Raw genomic sequence first — 13,606 nt, 5'->3', positions numbered from 1 at the left:
CGGAAGTCGCGCGCCAGTTTCAATGATGGACCGTTAGAGAAGTGCGACAAAAAGCTACGAACCTTTTTGCAAACGTGCTGCTCTGACCTTAAGACCGCGCAACTTGATGCGCATCAAACCAAGCAAGGAGAAACGCCATGTTAAGTTGGGCTATTACATTCCTGATCATCGCCGTCATCGCCGCAGTGCTGGGTTTCGGTGGTATTGCTGGTACGGCTACCGGTATCGCCAAGATCCTCTTTGTGGTCTTCCTGGTGCTGTTTATCGTGTCCTTCATCATGGGTCGCCGTCCGCGTCTGTAGGCCGTCCTGATGAAATACGCCATCACGCTCGCTGCTGTCCTGTTGCTGGGTAGCGGCGAAGCGGCTTTAGCCGCAGACACCGATGCGCAGATGCGCCTCAACGAGCTGCTCAGTAGCCACGAGGAATACCGTGAAAGCTGGCAGGCATTGATCGAAGATGAGAGCCGCTTACCCGACTGGATCCTCAACCTCAGCGGCTACGCCGAACCAATGCAAGCGCTGGAAGACGATGGAGACAATTACCTGGTCGGCACCCTTTGCCTGCCGGAGAACTGTTTCAACCAACGCCTGTATGCCGCCTTTACCTGGGACAAAGCCAAGGCCTATGCGCTTTACGTGCAGGTGCCGGACGCGTTGCCGACGGACAAGGCGCCCAGCAAGCATGCGACGTTCCGCTGGCTAGGCGAACCGGATGCAGCGCAGAAACGCTTGCTCGAAGAGCAGTTGAAACGCGATCCAAACTGGTACTAGGTGCTCGGCGCTCACGGCGCCGATGCCGCATCTTCTGCCACCCAACCGCAGCACCCTCAATACAGTCCGTTTAGAGCGCGTTATCATCCCGCCATCGTTTCCGGGGGATGACCGATGCTGAACGGCTTATGGCTGAGCTTTTTCGTTGTCGCGGCAATTGCGGGCCTGTCCCGCTGGCTGGTTGGCGATGATCCGGCGGTGTTTGCCGCCATGGTTGAAAGCCTGTTTGCCATGGCCAAGCTGTCGGTTGAAGTCATGGTGGTGCTATTCGGCACCCTGACGTTGTGGCTCGGTTTTCTGCGCATCGCCGAAAAGGCGGGCCTGGTCGACCTGCTGGGGCGTGCACTCGGCCCGCTGTTCGCGCGATTGATGCCAGAAGTACCGCGCGGCCACCCCGCACTCGGCTTCATCACCCTCAACTTCGCTGCCAACGGCCTGGGCCTGGACAACGCGGCCACGCCGATCGGCCTCAAGGCCATGCGCTCGCTGCAGGAACTCAACCCCAGCGCAACGGTGGCCAGCAATGCGCAGATCCTGTTTCTGGTCCTCAATGCCTCGTCGCTAACCCTGCTGCCGGTGTCGATCTTCATGTATCGCCTGCAGCAGGGGGCGGAAGATCCGACGCTGGTATTCCTGCCCATTCTGCTGGCGACCAGCGCATCGACGCTGGCCGGTCTGCTCTCGGTGGCGCTGATGCAACGCCTGCGTCTGTGGGACCCGGTGGTGCTCGCCTACCTGCTGCCTGGCGCGTTGCTGCTGGGCGCATTCATGGCGCTGCTGGCCGGCCTGTCGTCCACGGCGCTGGCCGCGCTTTCCTCACTGCTCGGCAACCTCACGCTGTTCGGTTTGATCCTGCTGTTTCTGCTGGTAGGTGCGCTGCGGCGGGTGCCGGTCTATGAGAACTTCATCGAAGGTGCACGGGAAGGTTTTGATGTCGCCAAAAGCCTGCTGCCGTACCTGGTCGCGATGCTCTGCGCGGTTGGCGTGCTGCGCGCATCGGGCGCACTGGACTTCGGCCTGGACGGCATCCGGGCGCTGGTGACCTGGCTGGAGTGGGATACGCGCTTTATCGATGCTTTGCCCACCGCCATGGTCAAGCCGTTCTCCGGCAGCGCGGCGCGGGCGATGCTGATCGAAACCATGCAGACGTTTGGTGTGGACAGCTTCCCCGCGCTGGTCGCGGCGACCGTGCAGGGCAGTACGGAAACCACCTTCTATGTGCTGGCGGTGTACTTCGGCGCGGTAGGCATCCAGCGCGCACGCCATGCAGTGGGTTGTGCGCTGTTCGCCGACCTGGCGGGCGTGATCGCCGCGATCATGGTGTGCTACTGGTTCTTCGGCTAAACAGCGGTACTTGCGCAAGGCCGCCCGAAGGCTTGTCCGCCATTGATGTCGCCAGCGGTGGACAAGGCTTCGCCATGTCCACCCTACAAGCGCGCTCGTGGCCCTGGCTACTCGGTCACCTGGAAACGCAGCACGCCAATCATCTGCCCCGCTTCGGTCAATACCTGAATCTGCCAGCGACCGCTCGCTTGCTCGGGGAAATTCTGCTTGTGCGTCCAGGCGCGGTAGCCTTTCTTGCGCCCGCCATGGATATCCAGGGCAATTCGCTCGACCTCTTCGCCGTTATGCCGCCAGACGTGATAAATCCGCTCGTTGAGGCCACGCGGCGCATTGATCGCGGTGTAGGCATATAGCCCCTGGTTGCGCAATTGCGTAAGGCTCAACTGCTTGAGGCTTTCCCCCGGAGCGCGGTTAGAGTCGTCGAATTCGGTGGTGACCGCGACCTCGGTCAGCCACAAGGTCGCCGGCGGCACCCAGACCCGCGCCAGCCAGCCGCCAGCGCCGATGACCACACTAAGGCCGACCAGTAACAAGCCGCGCCACCAGCGCTGCACGGTGATGGTGCTCATCAGGCTGGGGAACGACAGCAGCACGGCGGCCGCCAGTGCCAGTTGATAGCTCTGCGGGGTGGTCAGCTTGAAGATGATCGGCAGCGCAGTCAGCAGCACCGCGAACAAGGCCAGGGTGTGATAGGCGAGAAACAGCCAGCGCCGTGGCGCCAGCCACTTGTAGTAGAGCGGGTCGATGATCGACACCAGTGCGGCTGCGGCCAGCAGACCACTGAACAGCAGCTGCCCGCTGTTCCAGGTGGTGGTGATGAAAAAGAACGGCAGGATGAAGAACAGGCTTTCCTGGTGAATCATCTGGGTGGCGTACCGCAGGAGCGGTGGTGGCAATTGCACGCCGAACCAGCGCGCGATCTGCTCGCGCAGCACGTTCTCGAGGATCAGCCACAACCAGCTGACCAGCATCACCAGGCCCAGCACGCGCGCCAGCTCGGCTTGCCGATCAACCAGCAAAAAACTGGCAACCCCCGAAACGAAGCCGAAAATAGCCACGATCCCAGGATGGGCTTGTCCCAGGGCGATCAGGCGATGCAGGTGTTGTTTCCAGGCAATCATGGCGTATTGGAACGCAAAGGAGCGGGCAAGTGCGGCAGCATACGGACTATTGGCGCGCTATGTCGGGTGGACAGGGCAAAACCCGTTCAGCAGCGAGCGTCCTGGCGCAGATGCCGGCGGTACATCAGTTGGAGCAGACGCCGAGCTCAGAACACCGACCAGCCGATCCGCTGGCTGAGCAGCTCCAGAGCCTTCATGCCGGCCAGGGAATTGCCGGCGGCATTCAGTTCCGGCGACCACACGCAGACGCTGAACCGCCCGGGCACCACGGCAACGATGCCGCCGCCGACGCCGGATTTGCCCGGCAACCCGACCCGGTAAGCGAAATTGCCGGCTTCGTCATAAAGACCGCTGGTGGCCATGATCGCGTTGATCTGCTTGGTCTGACGCGGGCTGAGAATCTGCTCGCCGCTGTGCATGCAGAATCCGTCGTTGGCGAGAAAGCAGAACGCCCGCGCCAGGTCGACGCAGCTCATGCGCAGCGCGCAATAGCTGAAGTAGCTGCGCAGCACCGTTTCCACATCGTTATGAAAATTGCCGAACGACTGCATCAGGTATGCCGCCGCCGCGTTGCGCGCGCGGTGCTGGTATTCGGAGTCGGACACCCGGTTATCCACCAGCACCTCAGGGTTGCCCGCCAGGCGCCGGACGAAATCGCGCATCGACACCACCGGCGCGGCGAAACGCGACTGGTTGATATCGCAGATCACCAGCGCACCCGCATTGATAAATGGATTACGCGGCCGCCCACGCTCGAACTCGAGCTGCACCAGCGAATTGAACGGCTGCCCGGAAGGCTCATGACCGAGGCGTTGCCAGATATCTTCGCCGGAATGGTTGATCGCCTGCACAAGGCTGAACACCTTGGAAATGCTCTGCACGGAAAACGCCGTGTGGGCGTCACCGGCGCATACCAGCTCGCCATCGTTGCCATACACGGCAATGCCCAGTTGCTCGGGGGCCACGCCGGCCAGCGCCGGAATGTAATCGGCCACCTTGCCCTGACCGATCAGCGGGCGGACTTCATCAAGAATTTCATTCAACAGCGCTTGCATGCTCGGGCTCGCAGCAGGGCCCGGGGCCACCCCGGGCAATGGCAGGTAGACGCCCAGGCGGCGCGGCGGATCACACCGCCGCCCTGATCTCTGTTGGCGCCCAGTAGGGTGGATGACGTTTTATCCATCCACCAAGCGCGATGGTGGATGGATAAAACGTCATCCACCCTACACAACCCTGGCGTTAAGCAACACGCCTGTTAGAACTTCTCCGCGCGCAGCACTTCCACCTGCGCCAGGTAGCAGACCATGGCGAAGTTGGCGTAGTACCTGGCCTGCAGGTGCGCGGCGATGCGCTCGGCGACATCGCGGGCGCAGATGATCTCCACACGGATATTGCCTTCGGTGTCCCAACCGGCGCTGCGTACGCCCCGGCTGCCACTGCCGCGGGCGTCGGAAATGGTCCATCCCGGCGCGCCGAGCTGCTGCAGGTCAGCGACCAGCTTCTTCTCCAGGGCAGCTTCGCAGATCACGGTCAACAGCGTGCGGGTGTGTGCGTTCATGTCAAAGCCCCCAGGCAATCAGTTGTTCGCTCAGCGCCAGGTACAGCGGAATACCGACCAGGATATTGAACGGGAAGGTTATGCCCAAGGAGGCGGTCAGCGACAGCGACGGATTGGCTTCCGGCAGCGCCAGGCGCAGCGCCGCGGGTACCGCGATGTAGGACGCGCTCGCTGCCAGTGTTGCCAGCATCGCCGTGCCACCCAGCGACAGCCCCATCAGCCGCCCCAGTAACGCGCCGATCAACGCGCCCAGCAGCGGCATCACCAGGGCAAAACCAAGCAGGCGCAAGCCGAACTGCTTGAGTGCAGCCAACTGGCCGGATGCGATCAGGCCCATCTCCAGCAGAAAGAACGCCAGTACTGGCTTGAACATGCTGGTGTACAGCGGTTCCAGCGGCTTGATGCCTTCCTTGCCGGCAATCGCGCCGATGATCAGCCCGCCAAGCAGCAGCATGATGCTCTTGCCGAGGAATATCTCGCGGCCCAACTCGCGCCAGTCGGTGCCCCGAGCAACGCCCTTAGCCAGCAGGATGCCGACCAGGATCGCCGGGATTTCAAGGATGGCGACGAACAGCGGCATGTAACTTTCGAACGGGATGTCCTTGGCCAGCATGTAGGCGACCACCACCGCGAAGGTACCGGCGCTTACCGACCCATAGTGCGCCGCCACCGCCGCCGCGTTGACCCGATCAAAGCGCAGGCCGCGCAGCAGGGCGAAAGCCACCAGCGGCAGAAAGGCACCCAGGGCCAGCACCAGGCCCGCTTGGCCGAGCAATTGCGCACTGGCCTGCTCGGCCAACTCCACGCCGCCGTGCAGACCAATGGCCAGCAGCAGCACGATGGACAGAGTTTCATAAAGCGCCGGCGGCAGCTTGAGCTCGCTTTTCAGCAAGCCCGCACAGAGGCCAAAGATAAAGAACAGCACTACCGGATCAATCGCCATCGGGCCTCCCACACATGCTCTACTGCATTTTTGCGCGGCCTACCCGCGCGCGGTGATGCATTTTCACCGCCTAAAAAAAGGAGGCCTTGCGGCCCCCCGAGGGAAACAGGTGCGGCTCAGCCCTGACCGGCTGAACCGCGACAGCCTTTTACTCGATCTCGATCAGCACTTCGCCCGGATTGACCCGGTCGCCCTTGGCCACATGCACCGTCTTCACGGTGCCGGCAATCGGCGCCTGCACTTCGGTTTCCATCTTCATCGCTTCGGTGATCAGCACGGCCTGACCGGCTTTCACCACATCGCCTTCCTTCACCAGCACATCGACGATGTTGCCCGGCATGCTGGTGCTGACATCGCCCGGTGCGCTGGCCGACTTGCGCTTGCTGCCGCTGCCACCGCCGACGTAGTCATTCAGCGCCTCGAACACCACTTCTTCCGGCATGCCGTCGATGGACAGGTAGAAATGCCGCTTGCCGTCGCCTTTGACGCCGACACCGGTGATGTCGACACGGTAACTTTCGCCATGCACGTCGACGACGAACTCGGTCGGCACGCCCTCGCCGCCCACCGGCGCCACGCCACCGGCTTCGGGAATCGGCAACAGCACTTCCGGGGTCAGGGTGCCGGCCTTGCGCTCCTCGAGGAACTTGCGGCCGATGTCCGGGAACATGGCGTAGGTCAGCACGTCTTCTTCGGACGTGGCCAGGGCGCCGATTTCCTCGCGCAGCTTGGCCATCTCCGGCTTGAGCAGGTCCGCCGGGCGCACGTCGATCACTTCTTCGCTGCCGATCGCCTGTTTGCGCAGCTGTTCGTTGATCGCGCCTGGGGCCAGGCCGTAGCGGCCCTGCAGGTAAAGCTTCACTTCATTGGTGATGGTCTTGTAGCGCTCGCCTGCAAGTACGTTGAACACTGCCTGGGTGCCGACGATCTGCGAGGTCGGCGTCACCAGCGGCGGGAAGCCGAGGTCTTCACGCACCCGCGGAATCTCCGCAAACACCTCGTTGATGCGGTTCAGCGCGCCCTGTTCCTTCAGCTGGTTGGCCAGGTTGGACATCATCCCGCCCGGCACCTGGTTGACCTGCACGCGGGTATCCACCGCGGTGTATTCGCTCTCGAACTGGTGGTACTTCTTGCGTACCGCGTGGAAGTACATGCCGACCTCCTGGAGCAGCGCCAGGTCGAGGCCGGTGTCGAAATCGCTGCCCTTGAGTGCCGCGACCATCGACTCGGTGCCTGGGTGGCTGGTGCCCCAGGCGAAGCTGGAGATGGCGGTGTCGATATGGTCGGCGCCGGCTTCGATGGCCTTGAGCTGGCACATCGAGCCCATGCCGGCGGTGTCGTGGCTGTGGATAAACACCGGCAGGTCGATTTCGCTCTTCAGCGCCTTGACCAGCTCGAAGGTGGCGTAGGGCGTGAGCAGCCCGGCCATGTCCTTGATCGCGATGGAGTCGATGCCCATGGCCTGCATGGCCTTGGCCTGGGTGACGAACGCCGCCACCGTATGCACCGGGCTGGTGGTGTAGGCGATGGTGCCCTGGGCATGTTTACCGGAGGCTTTTACCGCCTCGATGGCCACCCGCAGGTTACGCACGTCGTTCATCGCATCGAAGATGCGGAACACGTCGATGCCGTTGCCCGCCGCCTTGGCGACGAAGGCGCGCACCACGTCGTCGCTGTAATGCCGGTAACCGAGCAGGTTCTGCCCGCGCAGAAGCATCTGCAGGCGGGTATTCGGCAGCGCCTTGCGCAGTTCGCGCAGGCGCGTCCAGGGGTCTTCCTTGAGGAAACGCACGCAGGCGTCGAACGTCGCGCCACCCCAGACCTCCAGCGACCAGTAGCCCACCTTGTCGAGCTTGTCGCAGATCGGCAGCATGTCGTCGAGGCGCATCCGCGTGGCCAGCAGCGACTGATGGGCGTCGCGCAGGATGGTGTCGGTGACGGTGATCTTTTTCGGTTTTTGCGGCATGGACATGGTTCGAATCCTCACAGGCCGGCGTGGGCGGCGATTGCGGTGGCGATGGCCAGCGCCAGGTGCGATGGGTTGCGCTTGATCGAGTACTGGGTCAGTTCAGGGTGGCTTTCAACGAAGCTGGTGTTGAACTGGCCGCTGCGAAACTCCGGGTCGCGCAGGATTTCCTGGTAATAGGCGGCGGTGGTCTTGACCCCCTGCACGCGCATGTCGTCGAGGGCACGCAGACCGCGGTCCATCGCCTCTTCCCAGGTCAGCGCCCAGACGATCAGCTTCAGGCACATGGAATCGTAATACGGCGGAATGGTGTAACCGGTGTAGATCGCCGTGTCGGTACGCACGCCGGGACCGCCGGGGGCGTAATAGCGAGTGATCTTGCCGAACGATGGCAGGAAGTTGTTCTTCGGGTCCTCGGCGTTGATGCGGAACTGCAGGGCAAAGCCGCGGTACTGGATATCGGTCTGCTGGATCGACAGCGGCAACCCCGAGGCGATGCGGATCTGTTCGCGAACGATGTCGATGCCGGTGATTTCTTCGGTGATGGTGTGTTCCACCTGCACCCGGGTGTTCATCTCCATGAAGTACACCTCGCCCTCGGCGAGCAGAAACTCCACGGTACCGGCGTTCTCGTAGCCCACCGCTTTGGCCGCGCGCACCGCCAGGTCGCCGATATAGGCACGCTGTTCGGGGGTCAGCTGCGGGCTGGGGGCTATTTCAATGAGCTTCTGGTTGCGCCGCTGGATCGAGCAGTCGCGCTCGAACAGGTGCACCACGTTACCGAAGCTGTCACCGAGAATCTGCGCCTCGATGTGCTTGGGATTGACGATGCATTTTTCCAGGAACACTTCGGCCGAACCGAACGCCTTGGTCGCTTCCGAGATCACCCGGGGGAACGCCTGTTCGAGCTCCTCGCGGCTGTTGCAGCGGCGTATGCCGCGGCCGCCGCCGCCAGAGGTGGCCTTGAGCATCACCGGGTAACCGATGCGGTCGCCTTCGGTCAGGGCCTCGGCGATATCCGCCACGTTGCCTTCGGTGCCTGGAGTGACCGGCACGCCAGCCTTGATCATGCTGCGGCGCGCTTCGGTCTTGTCGCCCATGCGGCGAATCACTTCAGCTGATGGGCCGATGAATTTGATCCCGCGCTCGGCACAGATCTCTGCCAGCTCGGCGTTTTCCGAAAGAAAGCCATAACCGGGATGGAGGGCGTCGCAGCCGGTTTCCACTGCAAGATTGACCAGCTTGCGCGGGTTCAGGTAGCCGGCCAGCGGGTCGGCGCCAATGCCATGGGCCTCGTCGGCACGTTTGACGTGCAGCGCATGCCGGTCGGCATCGGAATAGATGGCCACCGAGCGAATGCCCATCTCGGCGCAAGCGCGCACGATGCGAACGGCAATTTCACCGCGGTTGGCTATCAGGATTTTCTTGATCACGAGCCAGCGTCCTCGATCACGTGAACAGGCGACCGGGAGAGTCGGTCGACGAGTGACCGCCTATCGCGTTGCGGTCAGGATTCAAAGCTAACCCTGCCTGGCGATTAACCAAAATCAATATTTATTGGGTTAGCTATTAGAAAAGACTTATAGTCGCTTTTCAGCTACTCCATTCGACAGGTGCTCACAGTGCGTAAATCATTGTTGCGCATGACGTTTCGTCAACTCCAGGTATTTCGTTCGGTGTGCGATCACCGCTCCTACAGCCGTGCCGCCGAGGAAATGTCGCTGACCCAGCCTGCGGTCAGCCTGCAGATTCGCCAACTGGAAGAGCTGCTGGGTCAACCGTTGTTCGATTACGTCGCCAAGAAGCTCTACCTGACCGAGGCCGCCGAGGCCTTGCAGCGCGCCAGCGCCGACATCTTCGGCCGCCTGGAAAGCCTGGACATGCAGCTGGCCGATCTTCAAGGGTCCCTGCAGGGACAGCTGAGCCTGGCCGTGGAATCCAGCGCAAAGTACTTCGTTCCCCACCTATTCGCTGCGTTTCGCCGCGATTACCCGGAAGTCAACTTGCAGCTGGTGGTCACAAACCACGCCCAGGCACTCAAGCGCCTGAGCGCCAACCGCGATGACCTGTTGATCATGTCGCGGGTGCCGGCGGACCTGAATCTGGAATTTCTGCCGTTTCTCAACAACCCGATCATCGCTGTCGCGCCGCCCGAGCACCCGCTGTGCAGCCAGACGAGCCTGAGCCTGCAAGACCTGACGCCATGGCCGCTGCTGACGCGCGAAAGCGGATCGGGCACCCGCCTGGCCTGCGAAGAATATTGTCACCAGAAGCGCGCGCATTTCGCCCACACCCTGGAAGTCGGCTCGATGGAGGGCCAATGCGAAGGGGTGATTGCCGGGCTTGGCCTGGCCCTGTTGCCGCGCCACGCGGTGCGCCGCGAGCTGGCGTGCGGCGCGCTGCGCGAACTGCCGGTGGCCGAGCTGCCGCTGCAGCGCAGCTGGTGCCTGGTGCATCCGCGGGGCAAATACCTGTCGCCGGTGGCGCAGGCGTTTTTTGCGTTCGTGCGCGATCAGCGCAGCCTGATCAACACCCTCGCCGAGCGTTTTGCCGAACCCGTTGGCGACGCTACTCCCAGGCGTACAACCAGCCCACCGCACTGACCCGACCCTCGGTAAACGCCACCAGCAGCTGATCGTGCTGGCCGCGCCAGTGGTAGCTCCACAGCAGTGGCCCTAGGCTGCCCTGCCATTCAGTGCGGCGCTGCCAGTCGGCGTAGTCGGCCTGATCGACCGTCACCTTGCCATCAGGCTCGCCCAGCAGCGCCAGCACCGCTGGTGTATCGCTGTGTGCAGCGAGCAGCTCTTTGCCTAGCCCCTGCATCAGCTGATGCTTGCGACCCTGCCAGGCATCCAGCTCCTGCTGCCACTCACCGCCGGTAAAATGCCCCTTGGCCTGCCGCAGCTGCGCCCACTCGCTCGCCATCGCGCGTGCCTCATCGGCATCTTTGTGCGGTTCGGCCGCACCTGACGCACAGCCCGCTACCAAGCCGACCGTCAGCAGCAACGCGCCGATCCGCAACCCGTTCATTCCTCGCATAACGTCCTCCACAAGCAATCTGACAGGTAGCCAGTAGCCATCACTTAAGTGGCCAACGCGCAGGCTATTGTCGTGAAAATACGAAAAAAGATAGCCATCTACGAGGAAATTGACAGGCCTTAAATCGCCTTCTACGTTGCTTTGTACTCTTGTACCAGATCGGCCTGCCCAAGCGGTACCGGGCATGCAGTAGCGCCTACGCATTCGGCATCAAGAGCTTCCACTGCCAAACATCCCTCGCCCTCCACAAGGGGGTGAAAAACGCTCCGTTCCTTACCGGGAGCGGATAAAACAATCAGTGAAGGATAGGAATCTCAAGATGAGAAAGCGGAAGTTAACCCTCGCCATCAGTGCCAGCATCACCGCGCTTTGCATGCTTCACACTGTCCAGGTACACGCGCACGCTCAAGAAGACTTTATGCTTCTGGAGCAGGAAAAAGCCGCCAACCAGGTGTACAAGGCGTTTTTCCCCAACGAAGACATCGCTCGCAAGGCGGCTATCAGTTTCCACGGTCAGTTGCTTGAATCGCACTATGAACAGGGCTACCTGATCATGGAGCTGACCGAGGAAGAGCAGGAAAAACTCGCGGTTTTCGGCTTCACCTTCGAAACCGCCAATGAGTTCATCGCCAAGCGCAATGAAGTGCTCACGAAGATCCAGAGCCGCCTGCAGCAACGCAGTCTTAACAATGCCACGGCGATGAATGATGCAAGCCTGGCCAGCATCCCCGGCTATGCCTGCTATGAAACCCTGGAAAGCACCTACAGCGTGGCCAGCGGCATGGCGACTCAGTTTCCCGGGATCGCCGAATGGCTGCTGGTGGGCGAGAGCTGGGAAAAGCTTAATGGCCTGGGCGGGCACGATATCGGCGTGCTCAAGTTGACCAACAAAGCGATCACCGGCAACAAGCCCAAGCTGTTTATCAACAGCGCCATCCATGCCCGCGAGTACACCACGGCGCCGCTGGTGCTGGATTTTGCCCGCTGGCTGGTCAACGGCTACGGCAGCGATGCCGACGCCACCTGGATTCTCGATCATCATGAGGTCCACCTGATGCTGCAGACCAACCCAGACGGCCGCAAGAAAGCCGAGACCGGCCTGTCCTGGCGCAAGAATGCCAACCAGAACTACTGCGGCGCCAATAGCAACAACCGCGGTGCCGACCTTAACCGCAATTTCACCTTCGGCTGGAACAGCACCAACGGCCAGGGCTCCAGCGGCAGCGCCTGCAATGACACCTATCGCGGCCCCAGTGCGGGGTCCGAGCCGGAAATCCAGACCCTGGAGAGTTATGTGCGTAGCCTCTGGCCGGATCGTCGCGGCCCGGGCAAGAATGACGCAGCGCCGAGCGACACCAGCGGCATCCATATGGATATCCACAGCTACAGCGAACTGGTGCTGTGGCCGTGGGGCGATACCAGCCAGCCGGCACCCAATGGCACCGCGCTGCAGACGCTGGGGCGCAAGTTCGCCCTGTTCAATGGCTATTCGCCGCAGCAGTCCATCGGCCTCTACCCGACCGACGGCACCAGTGACGGAGTCAGTTATGGCGAGCTGGGCGTCGCCGCCTACACCTTCGAGCTGGGCACGCAGTTCTTCCAGAGCTGTACGGTCTACCAGAACACCATCAAACCGAAGAACCTGCCCGCTCTGATCTATGCCGCCAAGGTTGTCCGCACGCCTTACGTCACTCCCGGCGGCCCCGATATCAGCAACCTTGCGCTGAGCGGCAATGCGTCCAGTGGTGTGCCGGCCGGCACCCTGGTGACCCTGAGCGCCACCGCGAGCGACCTGCGTTTCAGCACCCGCAATGGCACCGAGCCGACGCAAAACGTCACCGCCGCGGAGTACTACATCGACAAGGCCCCCTGGGAGTCGGGGGCCCAGGGCACTCCCTTGCAGCCACTGGACGGCGGCTTCAACGGCAAGACCGAAGGTCTGACCGGCAGCATTGCCACCAGTGGGCTGCAGCCTGGCAAACATATCGTCTATGTCCGCGCGCGGGATGGGTCTGGCACCTGGGGCGCGCTGTCGGCTTCGTTTCTGGTCATCGGCACCGGTACACCGCAGCCGAACTACTGCAGCGCGGCCAGCGGCAATGCCAACGATGAGTGGATCAGCCAGGTCAGCTTCGGCAGCTTCACCCGCAGTTCAGGTGCCAGCACCTACAGCGACTTCACTGAAGCGCGCATCGGCCAGGCGGTCAATCTGCAGCGGGGCAGCAACAGCCTGCGCCTTGCACCGCAGTTCGCCAGCTCCGCGTACAACGAGTACTGGAAGGTATGGGTCGACCTGAACAAGGACGGCGACTTCACGGACGCGGGTGAAGAGCTGTTCACCTCCGGGCGGGCGCTCAGCTCGGTGGTGACTGGCAGCCTGGTAATCCCTGCAGGGGCCGCTAGCGGGAAAACCCGCCTGCGGGTGGCCATGCGCTACAACACCGCGCCCGTGCCGTGCGGCACCTTCAACTACGGTGAAGTGGAGGATTACACCGTCAATATCGAGTAAGGCCCGGCGGCCTGGAGCCGGGTAACGGCTCCAGGCCCCTACCACCCCAGCATTCAGCGTGCCGCGGCTGCGGAGCCTTTTCTTGGCAATGCCTGAAGACCGTGCAGATAGCTCGCCGCGATCAACTCCGGAAAATCCACCAGTTCATGCTGCAGCTGCCGCTGCTCGGCGTAGCTTTCGATGGCGCGGCGGTATTCCATGCGGCGCTGATCAAGCAGTTTGCGGCGGGTTTTGGCGTCGCTGTGATCGGCGGACGGCGCTTTATCCAAGTAACCAGACATAGGCTGTAACTCCCAAGCTGAATAACGGGAGTCACAGAGTCGGCCAGGCGCATGACGCTTTGAAGGCGAAGG

The 13,606-nt window shown here is 62.2% G+C and carries 13 protein-coding genes; 5 read left to right on the top strand and 8 right to left on the bottom strand.

Features of this window, described 5'->3' with window-relative positions:
• Window positions 1-137 precede the first annotated feature (137 nt).
• From ACX0MV_RS01330 to ACX0MV_RS01320, 3 genes are all read left to right on the top strand, one after another.
• On the top strand, window positions 138-302 hold the full coding sequence (locus tag ACX0MV_RS01330; RefSeq protein ID WP_458980692.1) for a DUF1328 domain-containing protein: 165 nt from the start codon (window positions 138-140) through the stop codon (window positions 300-302).
• A 9-nt stretch (window positions 303-311) separates the two neighbouring features.
• A complete protein-coding gene (locus ACX0MV_RS01325) occupies window positions 312-773 on the top strand; it encodes an inhibitor of vertebrate lysozyme family protein (RefSeq protein WP_458980691.1) in 462 nt (153 codons plus the stop codon).
• A 114-nt stretch (window positions 774-887) separates the two neighbouring features.
• Window positions 888-2,117, top strand: a complete 1,230-nt coding sequence (locus ACX0MV_RS01320) for a nucleoside recognition domain-containing protein (protein ID WP_458980690.1) — start codon at window positions 888-890, stop codon at window positions 2,115-2,117.
• Window positions 2,118-2,224: 107 nt separating this feature from the next.
• Here the strand turns inward: ACX0MV_RS01320 and ACX0MV_RS01315 are convergent, their stop codons facing one another.
• The 6 genes from ACX0MV_RS01315 to ACX0MV_RS01290 form a co-directional block, all read right to left on the bottom strand.
• Complete coding sequence (locus ACX0MV_RS01315) at window positions 2,225-3,238, bottom strand: DUF5924 family protein (RefSeq protein ID WP_458980689.1); 1,014 nt, start codon at window positions 3,236-3,238, stop codon at window positions 2,225-2,227.
• 146 nt (window positions 3,239-3,384) lie between these two features.
• Window positions 3,385-4,293: a glutaminase B gene (glsB, locus tag ACX0MV_RS01310; RefSeq protein ID WP_458980688.1), complete on the bottom strand. Its 909-nt coding sequence runs from the start codon at window positions 4,291-4,293 to the stop codon at window positions 3,385-3,387.
• Between the two features lie 200 nt (window positions 4,294-4,493).
• The gene (locus ACX0MV_RS01305) at window positions 4,494-4,796 is read right to left on the bottom strand and encodes a DUF3240 family protein (protein WP_458980687.1); all 303 of its coding nucleotides are present in this window, start codon (window positions 4,794-4,796) and stop codon (window positions 4,494-4,496) included.
• Between the two features lies 1 nt (window position 4,797).
• The gene (locus tag ACX0MV_RS01300) at window positions 4,798-5,739 is read right to left on the bottom strand and encodes a sodium-dependent bicarbonate transport family permease (protein WP_458980686.1); all 942 of its coding nucleotides are present in this window, start codon (window positions 5,737-5,739) and stop codon (window positions 4,798-4,800) included.
• Window positions 5,740-5,887: 148 nt separating this feature from the next.
• Window positions 5,888-7,711, bottom strand: coding sequence for a sodium-extruding oxaloacetate decarboxylase subunit alpha (gene oadA, locus ACX0MV_RS01295; RefSeq protein ID WP_458980685.1), 1,824 nt, complete (start codon window positions 7,709-7,711; stop codon window positions 5,888-5,890).
• A gap of 11 nt (window positions 7,712-7,722) precedes the next feature.
• Window positions 7,723-9,138 (bottom strand): acetyl-CoA carboxylase biotin carboxylase subunit, encoded by a 1,416-nt coding sequence (locus ACX0MV_RS01290; protein WP_458980684.1) that lies wholly within the window; start codon window positions 9,136-9,138, stop codon window positions 7,723-7,725.
• Between the two features lie 189 nt (window positions 9,139-9,327).
• On the opposite strand from ACX0MV_RS01290, the gene ACX0MV_RS01285 reads away from it, so the two are divergent.
• Window positions 9,328-10,308: a LysR family transcriptional regulator gene (locus ACX0MV_RS01285; protein WP_458980683.1), complete on the top strand. Its 981-nt coding sequence runs from the start codon at window positions 9,328-9,330 to the stop codon at window positions 10,306-10,308.
• Here the strand turns inward: ACX0MV_RS01285 and ACX0MV_RS01280 are convergent.
• The gene (locus ACX0MV_RS01280; protein ID WP_458980682.1) at window positions 10,274-10,744 is read right to left on the bottom strand and encodes a hypothetical protein; all 471 of its coding nucleotides are present in this window, start codon (window positions 10,742-10,744) and stop codon (window positions 10,274-10,276) included. The genes ACX0MV_RS01285 and ACX0MV_RS01280 overlap by 35 nt on opposite strands.
• A 418-nt stretch (window positions 10,745-11,162) precedes the next feature.
• Between ACX0MV_RS01280 and ACX0MV_RS01275 the strand changes: the two genes are divergently transcribed.
• Window positions 11,163-13,253 (top strand): M14 family zinc carboxypeptidase, encoded by a 2,091-nt coding sequence (locus tag ACX0MV_RS01275; protein ID WP_458980681.1) that lies wholly within the window; start codon window positions 11,163-11,165, stop codon window positions 13,251-13,253.
• Window positions 13,254-13,306: 53 nt separating this feature from the next.
• Here ACX0MV_RS01275 and ACX0MV_RS01270 read toward each other — a convergent pair whose 3' ends face one another.
• Complete coding sequence (locus ACX0MV_RS01270; RefSeq protein ID WP_458980680.1) at window positions 13,307-13,534, bottom strand: PA3496 family putative envelope integrity protein; 228 nt, start codon at window positions 13,532-13,534, stop codon at window positions 13,307-13,309.
• Window positions 13,535-13,606: the final 72 nt, after the last annotated feature.

This window comes from Pseudomonas cistanchae, assembly GCF_054483635.1.
This window is presented reverse-complemented; position numbering and strand designations above follow the sequence as displayed.

Excerpts from the sequence above, each read along its gene's own strand:
- ACX0MV_RS01270 (WP_458980680.1), bottom strand. The coding sequence starts at position 13,534 with ATGTCTGGTTACTTGGATAAAGCGCCGTCCGCCGATCACAGCGACGCC.
- ACX0MV_RS01275 (WP_458980681.1), top strand. The coding sequence starts at position 11,163 with ATGCTTCTGGAGCAGGAAAAAGCCGCCAACCAGGTGTACAAGGCGTTT.
- ACX0MV_RS01315 (WP_458980689.1), bottom strand. The coding sequence starts at position 3,238 with ATGATTGCCTGGAAACAACACCTGCATCGCCTGATCGCCCTGGGACAA.
- oadA (WP_458980685.1), bottom strand. The coding sequence starts at position 7,711 with ATGTCCATGCCGCAAAAACCGAAAAAGATCACCGTCACCGACACCATC.
- glsB (WP_458980688.1), bottom strand. The coding sequence starts at position 4,293 with ATGCAAGCGCTGTTGAATGAAATTCTTGATGAAGTCCGCCCGCTGATC.
- ACX0MV_RS01300 (WP_458980686.1), bottom strand. The coding sequence starts at position 5,739 with ATGGCGATTGATCCGGTAGTGCTGTTCTTTATCTTTGGCCTCTGTGCG.
- ACX0MV_RS01305 (WP_458980687.1), bottom strand. The coding sequence starts at position 4,796 with ATGAACGCACACACCCGCACGCTGTTGACCGTGATCTGCGAAGCTGCC.
- ACX0MV_RS01280 (WP_458980682.1), bottom strand. The coding sequence starts at position 10,744 with ATGCGAGGAATGAACGGGTTGCGGATCGGCGCGTTGCTGCTGACGGTC.
- ACX0MV_RS01320 (WP_458980690.1), top strand. The coding sequence starts at position 888 with ATGCTGAACGGCTTATGGCTGAGCTTTTTCGTTGTCGCGGCAATTGCG.
- ACX0MV_RS01325 (WP_458980691.1), top strand. The coding sequence starts at position 312 with ATGAAATACGCCATCACGCTCGCTGCTGTCCTGTTGCTGGGTAGCGGC.
- ACX0MV_RS01330 (WP_458980692.1), top strand. The coding sequence starts at position 138 with ATGTTAAGTTGGGCTATTACATTCCTGATCATCGCCGTCATCGCCGCA.